The sequence below is a fragment of the Paenisporosarcina antarctica genome, assembly GCF_004367585.1.
GTDB classification, from domain to species: domain Bacteria; phylum Bacillota; class Bacilli; order Bacillales_A; family Planococcaceae; genus Paenisporosarcina; species Paenisporosarcina antarctica.
Genome location: NZ_CP038015.1, coordinates 1,507,669 through 1,521,865 on the forward strand (window position 1 = coordinate 1,507,669; position 14,197 = coordinate 1,521,865).

Annotated in this window: 15 protein-coding genes and 1 other annotated feature; of the genes, 11 read left to right on the plus strand and 4 right to left on the minus strand. The window is 34.5% G+C overall.

Annotated features, from left to right (window positions below):
* Positions 1–265: 265 nt before the first annotated feature.
* The 8 genes from E2636_RS07600 to E2636_RS18950 all read left to right on the plus strand — a co-directional run bounded on the left by E2636_RS07600 (position 266) and on the right by E2636_RS18950 (position 7,578).
* Positions 266–2,380 carry a copper-translocating P-type ATPase gene (locus E2636_RS07600; RefSeq protein WP_134209657.1) on the plus strand — a complete coding sequence of 705 codons (2,115 nt, stop codon included), beginning with the start codon at positions 266–268 and terminating at the stop codon, positions 2,378–2,380.
* Between the two features lie 200 nt (positions 2,381–2,580).
* Positions 2,581–3,051, plus strand: coding sequence for a peptide-methionine (S)-S-oxide reductase (locus tag E2636_RS07605; RefSeq protein WP_134209658.1), 471 nt, complete (start codon positions 2,581–2,583; stop codon positions 3,049–3,051).
* A 1,012-nt stretch (positions 3,052–4,063) separates the two neighbouring features.
* The gene (locus E2636_RS07610) at positions 4,064–4,597 is read left to right on the plus strand and encodes a GrpB family protein (protein ID WP_134211771.1); all 534 of its coding nucleotides are present in this window, start codon (positions 4,064–4,066) and stop codon (positions 4,595–4,597) included.
* 123 nt (positions 4,598–4,720) lie between these two features.
* Entirely contained in the window at positions 4,721–6,181 is a 1,461-nt protein-coding gene (locus E2636_RS07615) for an FAD-binding protein (protein ID WP_407670296.1), read from the plus strand.
* On the plus strand, positions 6,178–6,717 hold the full coding sequence (locus tag E2636_RS07620; protein WP_134209659.1) for an MFS transporter: 540 nt from the start codon (positions 6,178–6,180) through the stop codon (positions 6,715–6,717). The genes E2636_RS07615 and E2636_RS07620 overlap by 4 nt, the downstream gene beginning before the upstream one ends.
* Positions 6,718–6,958: 241 nt before the next feature.
* Positions 6,959–7,138, plus strand: coding sequence for a hypothetical protein (locus tag E2636_RS07625; RefSeq protein WP_134209660.1), 180 nt, complete (start codon positions 6,959–6,961; stop codon positions 7,136–7,138).
* Between the two features lie 119 nt (positions 7,139–7,257).
* A complete protein-coding gene (locus E2636_RS07630; protein WP_208324177.1) occupies positions 7,258–7,413 on the plus strand; it encodes a hypothetical protein in 156 nt (51 codons plus the stop codon).
* Between the two features lie 15 nt (positions 7,414–7,428).
* On the plus strand, positions 7,429–7,578 hold the full coding sequence (locus E2636_RS18950; RefSeq protein ID WP_166669495.1) for a hypothetical protein: 150 nt from the start codon (positions 7,429–7,431) through the stop codon (positions 7,576–7,578).
* Positions 7,579–7,877: 299 nt separating this feature from the next.
* Here E2636_RS18950 and E2636_RS07635 read toward each other — a convergent pair whose 3' ends face one another.
* Positions 7,878–8,156: a YfhD family protein gene (locus tag E2636_RS07635; RefSeq protein WP_134209661.1), complete on the minus strand. Its 279-nt coding sequence runs from the start codon at positions 8,154–8,156 to the stop codon at positions 7,878–7,880.
* Positions 8,157–8,680: 524 nt separating this feature from the next.
* Here E2636_RS07635 and E2636_RS07640 point away from each other — a divergent pair.
* Together E2636_RS07640 and E2636_RS18955 are read left to right on the plus strand one after the other, a co-directional pair.
* Positions 8,681–9,010, plus strand: a complete 330-nt coding sequence (locus E2636_RS07640) for a hypothetical protein (protein WP_166669496.1) — start codon at positions 8,681–8,683, stop codon at positions 9,008–9,010.
* Positions 8,983–9,126 (plus strand): hypothetical protein, encoded by a 144-nt coding sequence (locus E2636_RS18955; RefSeq protein ID WP_166669497.1) that lies wholly within the window; start codon positions 8,983–8,985, stop codon positions 9,124–9,126. Before E2636_RS07640 ends, E2636_RS18955 begins: the two co-directional genes overlap by 28 nt.
* Before the next feature lie 210 nt (positions 9,127–9,336).
* Here the strand turns inward: E2636_RS18955 and E2636_RS07645 are convergent, their stop codons facing one another.
* Positions 9,337–10,059, minus strand: coding sequence for a YetF domain-containing protein (locus E2636_RS07645; protein ID WP_134209663.1), 723 nt, complete (start codon positions 10,057–10,059; stop codon positions 9,337–9,339).
* A 628-nt stretch (positions 10,060–10,687) separates the two neighbouring features.
* Positions 10,688–11,704, minus strand: coding sequence for an NADPH dehydrogenase NamA (gene namA / locus E2636_RS07650; RefSeq protein ID WP_134209664.1), 1,017 nt, complete (start codon positions 11,702–11,704; stop codon positions 10,688–10,690).
* A gap of 324 nt (positions 11,705–12,028) precedes the next feature.
* On the opposite strand from namA, the gene speD reads away from it, so the two are divergent.
* On the plus strand, positions 12,029–12,835 hold the full coding sequence (gene speD / locus E2636_RS07655; protein ID WP_134209665.1) for an adenosylmethionine decarboxylase: 807 nt from the start codon (positions 12,029–12,031) through the stop codon (positions 12,833–12,835).
* A gap of 83 nt (positions 12,836–12,918) precedes the next feature.
* On the opposite strand, the gene proC is transcribed toward speD, so the two are convergent.
* Entirely contained in the window at positions 12,919–13,731 is an 813-nt protein-coding gene (proC, locus tag E2636_RS07660) for a pyrroline-5-carboxylate reductase (protein WP_134209666.1), read from the minus strand.
* 55 nt (positions 13,732–13,786) lie between these two features.
* Positions 13,787–13,998, minus strand: a binding site (T-box leader).
* Positions 13,999–14,197: the final 199 nt, after the last annotated feature.

The following is a 14,197-nucleotide window of genomic DNA, read 5'->3' on the forward strand; positions in this document are numbered from 1 at the left end:
GACGATATCAACGAGTTTATTTCTGACATACTGGAAGCTGTATATTGAGAAAGGCAGCTTATTAGTTTACATAAACGGCTTTATGAAGAAATTGAGACAAATAATAGAATGGGGAGTAAGCTAATCAGCTATATGACGGAGGGCGACCCCATCGCATCTATACCATACCATTCCTGGGTATAGTATTATATCTTGTTGATAGGAATGTACGGAAAATATATATATTAAAAACTTTTTAAATAGAAACCAAAGAGGAGTAAGAGCAATGGAAAAGCAAGGTAAAGATGAACACAATCACAGTATGCATGAAGGTCCCAACCAAAAACATCACGGTGAACCTAATCACGGCCTGCATGAAGACCATAATCAATCAGATCACACTCAACATGATCACAATGTACATGAGGAACATGAAAATCATGGCGGAGGTCATTCAAAACATCACGGTCATATGGTCGTGGATTTTAAAAAGCGCTTCTGGATATCTTTAGCGTTAGCTATACCTATTTCATATTTATCAATGATGATTCAAATGCTTTTTGGTTATGAAGTGAATTTTACTGGTGACACCTTATTATTATTCTTACTTTCAACTATTATCTTTTTCTATGGAGGAAAACCATTTTTACTTGGTGCATGGAATGAGCTGAAAGACAAAGCTCCTGGAATGATGCTTTTAATCTCACTAGCAATTGTAACTGCTTATGTATATAGCACATTGACAGCCTTTTTCATTGTAGGAAGTGACTTTTTCTTTGAGCTAGCTACTTTGATTGTTATTATGTTACTCGGACATTGGATTGAAATGAAATCAATTATGGGAGCTTCCAAGGCGTTAGAAGAATTAATTAAGTTAATGCCAAAAGATGCTCATAAAATTGATGTATCAGGAAATCTTTTAGATGTATCTATAGAGGTTTTGAAAGCAGGAGATCAAATTCTTGTTAAATCCGGAGAGAAAATTCCTATTGATGGGCAAATTTTTGAGGGGGTATCAACAGTTGATGAATCCATGTTAACAGGTGAATCTGTTCCTGTAGAAAAAAGTCCTGGTATGGAAGCAATTGGTGGTGCTGTAAATGGTGAAGGTGTACTAAAAATAAAAGTTAGTAAAACAGGTAATGATACTTATCTTTCACAAGTTATACAATTAGTGAGTGATGCGGAAAAAACGAAATCGAAAGCCCAAGGATTTGCGGATATTGCTGCTAAATGGCTTTTTTATGTTGCAGTAGTTACAGGGATTCTTACTCTTACTTACTGGGCGATGACCGGAGATTTTGACTTTGCATTAGAAAGAATGGTAACTGTCTTGATTATCGCTTGTCCACACGCACTAGGTTTAGCTTCCCCATTAGTAACTTCAAGATCTACTTCCATTGCAGCGAAGAAAGGTTTGTTAATCCGTAATCGAACAGCATTTGAAGGGGCATTTAAAATTAATCGTGTTGTATTTGATAAAACGGGTACCTTAACAGAAGGAAACTTTGGTGTGACAGATATTCATCCAAGCAATGGTATTAGTGAAGAGGAATTATTGAAACTAGCTTATTCTGTTGAAGTTCAATCTGATCATCCAATTGCAAAAGGAATTGTCAAAGAAGGCAAGAATCGAAATCTAGAACTTTATGAAGTAAAAGATTATCAAAACCTAACTGGAAAAGGGCTAGTCGCACAAGTTAATGGTGTAGAAGTTGCAGCTGTCAGTCCAGGCGCGATGAGAGCAAATCAAATCTTATTTGATGAAAATACGTACGAAGAACTTGCGCAACAAGGAAAAACAGTAATATTCGTGTTAAAGGATAATGTGTTACAAGGAATGATTGCTTTGGCAGATATTATAAGAGAATCCTCCTATCAAGTAATTAAAGAATTAAATGATCTTGGTATAGAAACAATTATGATGACCGGGGATAATACTCGTGTGGCAAATTATGTAGGTGAAAAACTTGGTCTTTCAAAAGTAATTGCAGAGGTTTTACCGCATGAAAAGTCAAATAACGTGAAGAATCTAAAAGATGGTGGTAAAAAAGTAGCGATGATAGGTGATGGCATTAATGATGCACCTGCATTAGCCGAGGCAGATCTAGGAATTGCAATTGGTGCAGGGACAGATGTTGCGATTGAAACAGCAGATGTCATCCTTGTTAACAGTAACCCAGTAGATATCTTAAATATCTTAAAACTTTCTAAGGCCAGTCATAGAAAAATGACACAAAACTTATGGTGGGCTGCTGGATATAATATTCTCGCAATTCCATTAGCAGCAGGGGTTTTGATTAGTGTAGGTATTGTAATAACTCCTGCAATTGGGGCTGCAGTTATGTCACTAAGTACAATTATTTGTGCAATTAATGCTCAATTGTTAAAAATTGAGTAAAAGTGTATAAAAATAAAAATCAGAAATGTGAAGAAACAGGACCTCACCAAATTGCAATAATATCAATTTTCTGCAAACGTGTCATAATGTGGAATAAGAAGATTTGTCCTTATTTTAATGTGTAGTAGATTTAGTGACTACATTTTTTCCTGCTATTTACTTGGAATGAATTTTTTTGAAAAACAAAGAGGAGAGTCAATATGGAAGTAGTATATCTTGCAGGTGGATGTTTATGGGGAGTTCAAGCTTTTATAAAAACTTTACCTGGAGTTAAGTTTACAGAAGCAGGAAGAGCTAATGGAACAAGTCATACACTTGAGGGTGATTATGATGGGTACACCGAATGTGTAAAAACAGGATTTGATCCGACAGTTGTAACAATCAGGGAATTAATGGGGTATTTATTTGAAATCATTGATCCATACAGTTTGAATAAACAAGGACAGGATGTTGGTGAGAAATACAGAACAGGAGTTTATAGTGAGAAGCCTGAACACTTAAAAGAGGCGAAGGCGTTTCTTAGTGAGAGATATGATTATGACCTTATAGTTGTCGAAGTATTACCTCTTGCAAACTATGTGAGAAGTGCAGAAGAACATCAAGATAGGTTAGCTAGATGTCCAAATGATTATTGTCATATTCGAAAAGAAATATTAAGTAGATATAAGTAATGGAGAATTCAAAAAGAAATATTAAGTAGATATAAGTAATGGAGAATTCAAAAAGAAAATTTCCATATTCATCCTTTCCCCTTCAAGTAGAAGCAGATATTTAAAAAGTGAAATCGATTAAATCAATGAATAGGGATAAGTTATTATTATGTTCAGACGATTCTTGTTGAAAAATCGTTTTCTTAGTCTTTAGAAGATTATATTCAAAGTAGAAATCTAGTATACATATGAACAATTATAGGTAGCTGCCATAAGCTAAGTATATAAATCAAGAAACCCCAGTACCTTATTACGTCAAGGTTACTGGGTTTTTTAATCTATGTGTAAAATAACGCTTAAATTAATGAGAATTAAAGTTACAGATAACTTTCGTAACTAATAGTGTCGTGTTCAGAAAAGGACGAGATTTGATCCAAGGGTAATTGAAATTTAACGTTTCATATGCTTTTATATTGAATAAAGGATTAATTCCTCTTTTGTCGAATATTGGATTTAAAATAGAAGGAGATGTCATGAGTTTTATATCTGTGATAGCTAGGGAAAAACTTATTATATTAGTTTCGACGGCTTAGTTGTTGATTTAACCACTGGTGTTGAATTAGATTAGAAGTTTCAAAAGTTTAATAAAGTAAGCAAAAATCAATTTGTAGGCTTTTGGGGGAAACCAAGGATTAGGAGGAATAGAAAATGAATCAATCGTGTTCTATGCGGATTAAGCTATGTCCCTGCATCCAAATGATGAAGAAGAGATTAGAATACTATGTTAAGAATATATTTATTAAAAGGGATGTTTCCCATCCCATCCTAAAGTATCTTAAATAGCTGAAAGAACGGCTTAACTAGGTAATGATGAGTCTCACTATGAAAGAAAGTGGCATGAAAAATATGTACAAGATTTAAAAAAGATTATTAAACTAATTGTATTTTACATTGAAATGGAACTGTTTAATGCAAATTGAACTTGAGATGTCAAAAGGGAGGTAAAGAGATGGAAGAAAAGAGGATTGATAATATGAAGTTAGGGTTAAAAAGAGATGAAGTCAAATTAGTTCCTTATGATATTGAATGGAAAAATGAGTTTCTTCGAGTGAAACAAGAAATCTTAAATCACATAAACGTTGATGATGAAATGATACAACATATAGGCAGCACAGCCATAATGGGTATGATGGCAAAGCCGATAATAGATATTGTTATGGGTGTTGATGACATCATTACTATTGATAATTCTATCATCACAGGACTTAAGAAAGTAGGTTTTATGAGATTAGGTGTTGAGCTGTCTGCAGAAGTTGTTTTTGCAAAATTTACGGATGACACATATCAAGAAAAAACACATTATGTCCATCTTGTCGAGTACGATAAGAAACTATGGAGTGATTTGATATTTTTCAAAGACTATTTGAACTCAAATGAAACTGAGAGAGAGGAATATTTGAATCTAAAATTGGATTATGTTCAGTACAACAGTAGTGGTATTGGCCAATATACTAACCATAAGAAAGGATTTGTAAAACGTATTTATGCGAAACGGCAGGAACGATAGAAAACTTGAAGACTAACTTTCATACAAATTGTGCGAGGCATGATGATGAAAATAAGAGCACTATACTTCTTTTGGGCTATTCTATTTATTAATTCTGATCCAATTAAAATGTAACTAGAAAGAATCCTCAAGAAGGAGTTGATAAAAATTTTAAGAATACGCTATTTAGTGATTATTTTATATGCAGTGATATTTGCAGTCTCATTGACCAACTTTCAATCTCAACTTGCTAGTCCGATTGTCGAAGATCGAGGCAGGCTATTGCCTGTTACGATGAAGTCGGTTAAATCTAGCGATAGTGAAATAGAAATTCGAAGTATCGTTCGTGCGGCAAGTCGTCATGATGATAAGATTTCGATTGCTGGCATGCAGCATAGTCAAGGAGGTCAAACCCTTTATCCAGGAGGGATACTACTCGACATGAAACAATATAATAAAATCATAGAATTAGATGAAAAAAATAAGCTCATTACAGTCCAAAGCGGTGTAACTTGGGCGGATATTCAATCATACATAAATCCCTATGGTCTTGCTTTAAAAGTTAGTCAATCACAAAATATATTCACTGTTGGAGGTTCGATGAGTGTAAATGTACACGGTCGAGATATCCGAAATCACTCACTCATTGAAACAGTTGAATCCTTCAGGTTGCTCAATGCACAAGGACAAATCTTGCAAGTCAGTCGTGATAAACATACTGAACTTTTCAATTTAGTAAATGGAGGATACGGGTTATTCGGAGTAATTCTAGATGTTACCTTACAACTGACAGAAGATGAATTATATCAAGTGAAAACCGAATCTGTTTCATATGACGAATACAGTTCCTATTTCACAAATAATGTTTTGCAAAAAGATGATGTGAAAATGCATCTTGCTAGGATTTCGGTCGCACCAGATAGTTATTTAACCGAAATGTATGTTACAGATTATTCAACCTCAGATGATCAATCCCAATTAGGTAACTACACGACTTTAAAGCGAGAAAGTATTATTGCGATACCAAAATTTTTTCTTGGTCTTTCACGAATAAATGAGTGGGGCAAGAATTTGTTTTGGACCACTCAAGAAAAATACAGTAAGCGGATAGACGATACGTATATTTCAAGAAATAATGTCATGCGTTCTGAAACTATGTTTATGGACTATGAAAGTGCTAGTAATACAGAAGTACTACAGGAATATTTTGTACCAGTCAATCAATATACTGCCTTTATTGATGATCTAAGAAATACACTCAAACATGAAAAAGACTTTAATCTATTAAATATCACCGTTCGATATGTGGGGAAAAACGAAGAGGCCGTTATGTCATATGCAAAAGACGATATGTTTGCGCTCGTTATGCTTATAAATCAAGGTACAAGTAAGGAAAGTATCGAAACAACTGGTCGGGTCATTCGGAATATGATTGATGTGACGTTAAAACATGACGGTACCTATTACCTTCCTTACTATCAGTATCCTACGAATGAGCAGTTAAATAAGGCGTACCCAAGAACAAAAGAATTCTTTGAAATGAAAGAAAAGTATGATCCGGATGAACGGTTCATGAATCTTTTCTATGAGGAGTACCACAAATGAATTACAGAAAATTTATTATCTATCAAGGAACTATCGGAATGGCTGCAAGCATGATTTTTCCGTTCTATGTGTTGCTACTAAAAAATGTTGGTAATAGTTACGCCCAGTTTGGTTGGGCATACGGTTTATTTGCACTGACTGCAGCGCTGAGTTACCCAGTAATTGGGAAGTTTTCTGACCAGGCAGGAGATAAAATCTTATTAATCATTTATTCATGGGGAATGGCAGTAATCTTGCTTGTTTTCCCACTTGCTTACGAAATCTGGCATATATATGTGCTGCAAATTTTTATGGGATTACTTGGTGCTGTTCAGAAAAACTCAGAGAAAACCGTCCTTGCTCGTACCGTAAATAAAGAGACAGCAGGAAATGAAATTGGCCGGTACCACATTTGGACATCAATTGGAGCAGCGATTGCCGTTATTGCAACAGGTTATTTAGTTGATTTTCTGACGATAGGAAGCATCTTTTATATCGCATCGATTGTATTTGCATGGAGCGGGTTTTATATGATGAAGATGGAAAAATCACTGTGAAGGAAAGGCAGTGTTTTCATGGACAATTCAATTTTTCTTATAGAAATAGCAAGATTAATCATCTGCCATTTTATAAAACCGGACTATATCAATTGGTATACGCAGTTTAATAATAGGCATCCATCCAGTGGCCCGTTATTAAAGAGCTCATCGACAGTTTAGTTTATTAAATCACGATTTAAATATTAATAACAGAAAAGTGAATTTATGATATGGTGGTATTAAAAGGAAGTGGTTGAGGATGGGTTGGTTATACTTTATTGTTCCAATCATTATGTTATTTAGTTTAGGTGGCTTCATTGAATGGAGAAGGAAGAAGAACAATAATTTCCCCCATATTCCTACTAATCCAAACATTCGCCCTGGTGAGAGTCAGGACTTTCGAATGGGTGATAGTAAAGATAGCGGTAGCGGATTGTGAAAATTGTTCTTACAATAAGAGAAAAATTTATTTGAATTATAATAGCTACCTCTAATATAGCTATTTGTTTATTGGTAAAAATAAGCATTAATGATTTCTAATATGGAGGCTGAGTACATTTGAATTCACCAAATGAAAGTATTCTTGAGTTAACTACTATTGATCATCAATGGGTGCAAGCTTTTACCGTGATGCAACAATTACGAACTGATTTAACCGAGAAATCATTTCTTGATTTACTTCATGAGATACCAAATATGTTGAAGTCGTATTAAATAAAGAAAATTAAAATGATAGTAGTACTTAAAATGGGAATATTATTGTTTCAGAATTTCCCTGTAACTCTAGATCGCAATGGTCGTTTGAAACCACTCAAACGTCATCCTATCAAAGACTTTATCAACATCCATGTGAATATTGAATTCCTAGAGGACGTTTAAATGAGTGGGTTGCAAACAGTCAGTGTAATACAAAGATAATAAGTGTCGTTTAAACCTTGCTTTCTAGAGAGCAGCATGAGAAGAATAAAGCGATTTGACCAATAGAAGATGGAGTACCATTTATTGGTAATATTAAAGGCTAAGTTGGAAATCGTCATCTATGTTAGAAATTGAGTCTCATCCACTAAATAAATAGCGAACTTTTCAAAAAAAGAACCACCCAATACATTTGAGTATATAAGGTGGGTGCTAAGAATTACATTTTTGAGCTCAGTTATCTAAACTTCGTTATCTCAAAGCTATTCTTTCTTTGTTGTGTATTGGATGGAAGTGTTTTTACCTTTCAACGATCTGGTACCTATTTCTGCAAATTCACTAGCGAGTTCTGCTCTAATACGATCTGGTACAATTTTTTGATGAGTGGATGTATTCAGAACTTTCAACGCTTTAGAACCTATTTCTGCAAATTCACTAGCGAGTTCTTCATTTACACTACTAGATGGGATCTTTAGGCTTTTTGGCGTTTGAGGTAAAGTATTTTTGGAATTACTTGTAGATTTGTTATCATCTCTGCCCATGTTACATCTTCCTTTCTTAATTTAAGTTCTTTTTAGTGTGTCTTTTGAAGTCATATTCATGTAAACAAATTATAAAAATATTTTCCTTGTTTTTAAGCGAAAATTTTATTGTAAAAAGCTTTTTACAGATGACATTTCAATTGAATCCTCTCTTCATTATTAATGACAGCTTCAATTGAAGGGAGGTGATGCTATATTTAACTCAAATCAACAGATTAGAACGATTAACAAAATATTACCAAAATATTGAAGTCATAATAAACAATTAAACAACTAAACAATAAAATTGAAATAATAGTAGTACTTATAACGAGCATATTAAAAATAAATTTAAGTCACATCAAATTTGTTCTTTATGACCTTATCCATTATTGGGTACCACCGTCGCTGTATTTTTACTCATGTATTTAGCGTATAACCAAGTTCCAAATTAAGTTTATTGAAAGGGAGAAAAAAATGAATTTTGAAAAAAGACTACCAAGAAACGGCAAGGAAGGCCTATTGTAGGTGCCATTATTTCTACATTGACGGTTCTATTTATGACATCATTTAGTATTATTGTCGCTGTTGGTGAATTCAACGGAGGTGTGGCTCTATCCATTTTGAAGACTATACCGATTATGTGGATTATTGTTATGATTATTGAACCAGCCATTTTCGGTCGTATTGCTGAATCTTTAGCTGCAAAATTCACTCAACCAACGGATAGCTTCAATGCCAAAATAGTATTCCGTATTCTTTTCACTGTACTAGGAATGTCAGCCGCTATGACACTTATTGGTGATATTGTAGGAAATGGTTTTAGAACGAAATCTTCAGCAACTGGTTGCAGAATTGGCCACGCAACTTTGTAATTGTACTTATTGCAGAAAGTTTAGTCATTCAACCGATTGCCCGTTTTGCGATGGTGAAATTACATGAATCTCAAGATAAAAAAGCTCAACCAGAAATAATTACACAAATACAATAACTAAAAATAAACTCTCAGACAAATCGATTTGTCTGAGAGCTTTTACTATTATATTTCATAACAGAAATAGATATGATTGGTATGACTCCTCCATGGGAGAAAGATGGGGATTTTACGGTTTCAAGAATGGTTGCCTCAGCATACCGATTCTCGTGAATTAATAGATTGTTAAGGGTAAAGTCTTTGAGGTAGTAGTGTTAGGTTTGAAATTCAATGAATGATAGGTGGTAAATCTTTTAATTTCTCATCCTTGAAGGATATAGTTAAATTTCCTTCTTTGTCAAGAGCAGCGAAAAATACTTGATTTATATCGTCTACTCCAGCGGTTCTTAATTTCTCTGTCAGCCAAGGCGGACTAAACTGCAAATGTTCAAGAACCTCTTTATACAATTTGCCTTCTACAATAACCGGATAAGATATTTCAGTATGTAATTTTCCGATTTTTAAATCTTCATTTGTTACGGTTTCTTTTTGAGGTTTTTTCATAACCGTTAAATTCCCGTTTCCTTCAATGATAGCTAAGTGGACACTACTTAGATCGAAAATATCCTTCTCCCTTAACAGTAACAACAGATTATCAATGGAGTATTGAATTTTTTTTAGGTTGTTATTTAACATCACGCCATCCATTATTACAATTGTAGGTTCGAAAGTAATTAGCTTGCCAAATTTTCGGTATCTAATCTTCAAAATAGCAACCGATTTTTGCAGTATCCCTATTAGTACTACTGCAACAGCCGTATGTATATGTTCTATATCAGGATCTGCTATGTCTGCTCCTACAACTGCACCTAGAGACATAAGAATTAAAAAATCAAAAATCGGGAGTTCTCCGACAGATCGTCTTCCCATAAATAATGTCACAATAAGCATTAATGGCAAAATCGTAACGACTCGACCTAATAAAATTAACAATTCTTTCACTAACTCCATACTTTACCTCCAACGATATTGTTGTATATAGTTTAACCAAAACATTTTCAATTAATCGTGAAAGAGTTTAATCGTTATTAAGTTTTACACATAGTTATTTTCTCATCTATCGGAAATATTAGCAAAATCAGTAATTCCATTACTAAAAACAATAATGTATAGCTAATTAACCTCAATTTGTATGAAACTCATCAAAGATGTCTAATTCGTATTTAATCGGGTTAATACTTTGCTTACTTTCAAATAAACATTAAAATTTATATCCTTAAATGCCTGTGACTTTAAGACTAGACTTATGAAATCTGAATAATGCTCCAAAATTATGAGGTTATGTTAAATTTAAAATGAGTAATTTAAAATCCAAAATAGTGTCTCCAAACGAAATGTCGCTTTTTTCTTTTGCTAAGGGTTAAAGATTCTTGATTGGAACTCGTCGGACACCACCTGAAATTAGTATCCTCATAATAGAAAAAAACAGCGAACCTTCCTCGATAAAATTGAGGAAGGCTCGCTGTTTTTGTATACACTGTACTGAATTAGATGTAATTTATATACCATGGAAGAACCAGTGTATGCTCATTTCAAGTGGTAGCCGAAGCGTAGATAGGGAATACTTAGTCTAGTCTTTTTATATCCAACCACGTTCGTATTGAACTGGAGATTTTATTTCTGTGTGTAATTCTTTTGCTGCCCGGTAAGCCCAGTACGGGTCACGAAGCAATTCCCGTGCTAGGAAAATCAAGTCCGCGCGGTCATTTTTCAATATTTCTTCTGCTTGAAGTGGGGAAGTGATCATGCCAACTGCGCCTGTTGCAATCGGTGTCTCGTGTTTTATGGTTTCAGAGAATTTCACTTGATAACCAGGATAAGAATCAATAGTTGCTGGTACATTGGCACCTGAACTCACATCTATTAAATCAACGTCTTGTTCTTTCATCCATTTCGTCATTACAAGATATGCTTCTGGTGTCATGCCCCCTTCTTTGTAATCATGAGCAGAAATACGCACAAATAAGGGACCTTCCCAAACAGAACGTACAGCTTCAATTGTTTCACGGAGCATGCGGTAGCGATTTTCTTCACTTCCCCCATATTCATCTGTTCGTTTATTGGTTAATGGGGATAGAAACTCATTTATCAAGTAGCCGTGAGCACCATGAAGTTCGATAACATCAAAACCTGCTTTTTTTGAACGTATGGCAGCTTCTTTAAAGGCTTCAATTGTTTTAGCAATATCTGCTTTCGTCATCTCGATTGGTGTTTTATAGTGGTAGTTAAATGCAAGTGGGGAGGGGGCAAATATATCACCTTTTACAGTTGCTTTTCGACCAGCATGTGCGAGTTGAATGCCGGTTTTAGCGCCATGAGCTTTTATTAAATCAACAAGCTCTGATAAACCATTTGTCTGCTCGTCACTCCATATACCTAAATCATCTTGAGAAATACGACCTTCTGGTTGTACAGCGGATGCTTCTAATATAATTAAACCTACTTGGCCAACTGCACGTGTCTGGTAATGCACACGATGCCAATCTTCCACTTGACCATCCTGATTGTGACTTGAATACATGCACATTGGTGCCATGACAATACGATTTTTAAATGTCACATCTTTAATTGTGAATTCCTCAAATAATTTAGACATTAAATAAAACTCCTCCTTATATGTATATTATCAGTATAGCAAATTCACCCTAACTATAGCGGTTCGTATGCTCATGGGGATGTAAACAGCCTTTTGTCGACATAATGGGAAAAGAATGATTTACTTGTTAAGACACTTTCTATAACACTCGAAGTGTATATTATAATTAATTTGTTCAATTATATGTTTTACAACAAGTGTTTTGTGGGAAAATAGAGCATGTAAGCCTTTAACATAAGCAGAAATCTAACCCTGATTTAGTGGTAGAAGAGACAGTTAAATGGATACCGAATATATTTCTATTAGAAAAAGGAGATACTAATAATGAGTTTGACGCCTAAACAAAGAATTGAATTACATGGCTTTAATAACCTTACAAAGTCATTAAGTTTTAACATGTATGATATCTGTTACACAAGAACGAAGGAAGAACGAGAGGCATATATCAAGTATATTGATGAGCAATACAATGCAGATCGTCTAACAAATATATTAACCAAAGTTACTGATATTATTGAAGCAAATATTTTAAACGTTGCCAAGCAAGATTATGAGCCACAGGGGGCGAGTGTGACAATTTTGATTTCAGAAGGTCCGGTTGATGAGTCTTCAATTGAGTCTTTTCAAGAATCACCAGGACCTTTTCCTGAAGCAATAGTCGGTCATTTAGATAAAAGTCATATAACTGTCCATACATATCCTGAATATCATCCTGATGAGGGAATTAGTACATTCCGTGCTGATATAGATATTTCAACTTGCGGAGAAATTTCACCTCTAAAAGCATTGAATTATTTAATTCATTCTTTTGAAACAGATGTCATGGTGATGGATTATCGGGTCCGCGGCTTTACGAGAGACGTAAAAGGTCATAAGTTATTCATTGATCATGATATAAATTCTATTCAAAACTATATTCCAGAAGGTCTAGAAGAAAATTTTGAAATGATCGATGTGAATGTTTATCAAGAAAATATTTTTCATACAAAATGTAAGCTCAAAAAATTTGATTTAAATAATTACTTATTCGGTTATTCAGAAGACGCTTTATCTGAAGAAGAAAGAAAATCTATTACTATGAAGCTGAAAAAAGAGATGGATGAGATTTTTTACGCAAAAAATATGTCTTGATATTATGCACAAAAAAGGACCAAATAGGTCCTTTTTTTGTGTTACATATTAATCTTTCCTTATTACTAACTTAATTTTTTGTCCTATACATAAAGCTTCCCGAGCTCACGTGAGCGTGTTTCAGCTTCTTTTAAACAACCGGCAAGTATTTCGACAAAGCCGCTTTGTTGTAAAGCTTGAATACCAGCTTCTGTTGTCCCACCTGGACTTGTGACTTGCATACGAAGAGTAGTTGGTGATTTATCGGATTGTTTTAACATTTCAGCAGATCCGGCAAGTGTTTGAACAATCAAGTCTCGTGCTATTTTTGGATTGAGTCCACTAGCAACAGCGGCTTGCTCGAACGCTTCAACAAAGTAATATACATAGGCCGGTCCACTACCAGATAAAGCAGTAACAACATGCAATTCTTCTTCAGCTACTTCTATTACTGAACCGATGGTTTTCAATAATTGAATGATTTCTTGTTTGTCTTCATCTTCCATAAGTTCATTCCAAGCTAAAGCACTTGCGGACATACCAATTGTTGCTGAAGTGTTTGGCATACAACGAGCGATTGGACGAATGCCAAGTCCTTTTTCAATGGTATCCATAGGAACACCTGCAAGAACTGATAACACAATTGCAGTTGATGATATGTAGGTGGCAATTGATTGCATGCCAGATTGAACATCTTTCGGTTTCATAGCTAATATGATTAAATCAGCTGTTTTTAAAATTTCTTTTTCATCATCAACCAGCTGTACTCCATAAGTTTCATTAAGAGAAGTCAATTTTTCTTGATCTGATTTATTCATTACATACACATTCTCTGGGTCAACAGTAGCCTCTTTCATCCAGCCATGAATAATTGCTTGCGCCATGGAACCTGCTCCAACAAATACGATCGTTTTCATTGTTACTCCTCCTTTTAGTTTTTAATTTGCATAAAAAAATGCGCTCTCATCCTAATAAAAGGACGAAAACACATGTTTCCGCGGTACCACCTTGTTTTGCTCAAAACTTGAGCACAACTTTATCCTTCTTAACGCGAAGGCACGGTCATGTTTGCATGACAGCTCCAAAGTAGGTTCATCGTGTGAGTGGGAAGTGTGTCTTTCAGCCAGTGGACATACTCTCTAAATTCCTTCAACACGAATACTAGTCTTCATCAAAGCTTGAACGTTGTTAATTATTGAAATTATAGACTTCCAAATGATTATTTGTCAAACAAGGAAGTGGACATAGCCTAATATATAAGATATCTTTCTCGTTTCTTACATTAAACCAATTTACTATGAATTACAATTCTATTCAAAGTAAATTGAAAAGATGACGAGTGCCAAAAAAACTTGTACAATAGAGTGAATAGCGATTCATTTT

Excerpts from the sequence above, each read along its gene's own strand:
- namA (WP_134209664.1), bottom strand. The coding sequence starts at position 11,704 with ATGTCTAAATTATTTGAGGAATTCACAATTAAAGATGTGACATTTAAA.
- E2636_RS18950 (WP_166669495.1), top strand. The coding sequence starts at position 7,429 with ATGATAGTAGTACTTAAAATGGGAATATTATTGTTTCAGAATTTCCCT.
- E2636_RS07645 (WP_134209663.1), bottom strand. The coding sequence starts at position 10,059 with ATGGAGTTAGTGAAAGAATTGTTAATTTTATTAGGTCGAGTCGTTACG.
- speD (WP_134209665.1), top strand. The coding sequence starts at position 12,029 with ATGAGTTTGACGCCTAAACAAAGAATTGAATTACATGGCTTTAATAAC.
- proC (WP_134209666.1), bottom strand. The coding sequence starts at position 13,731 with ATGAAAACGATCGTATTTGTTGGAGCAGGTTCCATGGCGCAAGCAATT.
- E2636_RS07605 (WP_134209658.1), top strand. The coding sequence starts at position 2,581 with ATGGAAGTAGTATATCTTGCAGGTGGATGTTTATGGGGAGTTCAAGCT.
- E2636_RS07600 (WP_134209657.1), top strand. The coding sequence starts at position 266 with ATGGAAAAGCAAGGTAAAGATGAACACAATCACAGTATGCATGAAGGT.
- E2636_RS07620 (WP_134209659.1), top strand. The coding sequence starts at position 6,178 with ATGAATTACAGAAAATTTATTATCTATCAAGGAACTATCGGAATGGCT.
- E2636_RS07635 (WP_134209661.1), bottom strand. The coding sequence starts at position 8,156 with ATGGGCAGAGATGATAACAAATCTACAAGTAATTCCAAAAATACTTTA.
- E2636_RS07625 (WP_134209660.1), top strand. The coding sequence starts at position 6,959 with ATGGGTTGGTTATACTTTATTGTTCCAATCATTATGTTATTTAGTTTA.
- E2636_RS07610 (WP_134211771.1), top strand. The coding sequence starts at position 4,064 with ATGAAGTTAGGGTTAAAAAGAGATGAAGTCAAATTAGTTCCTTATGAT.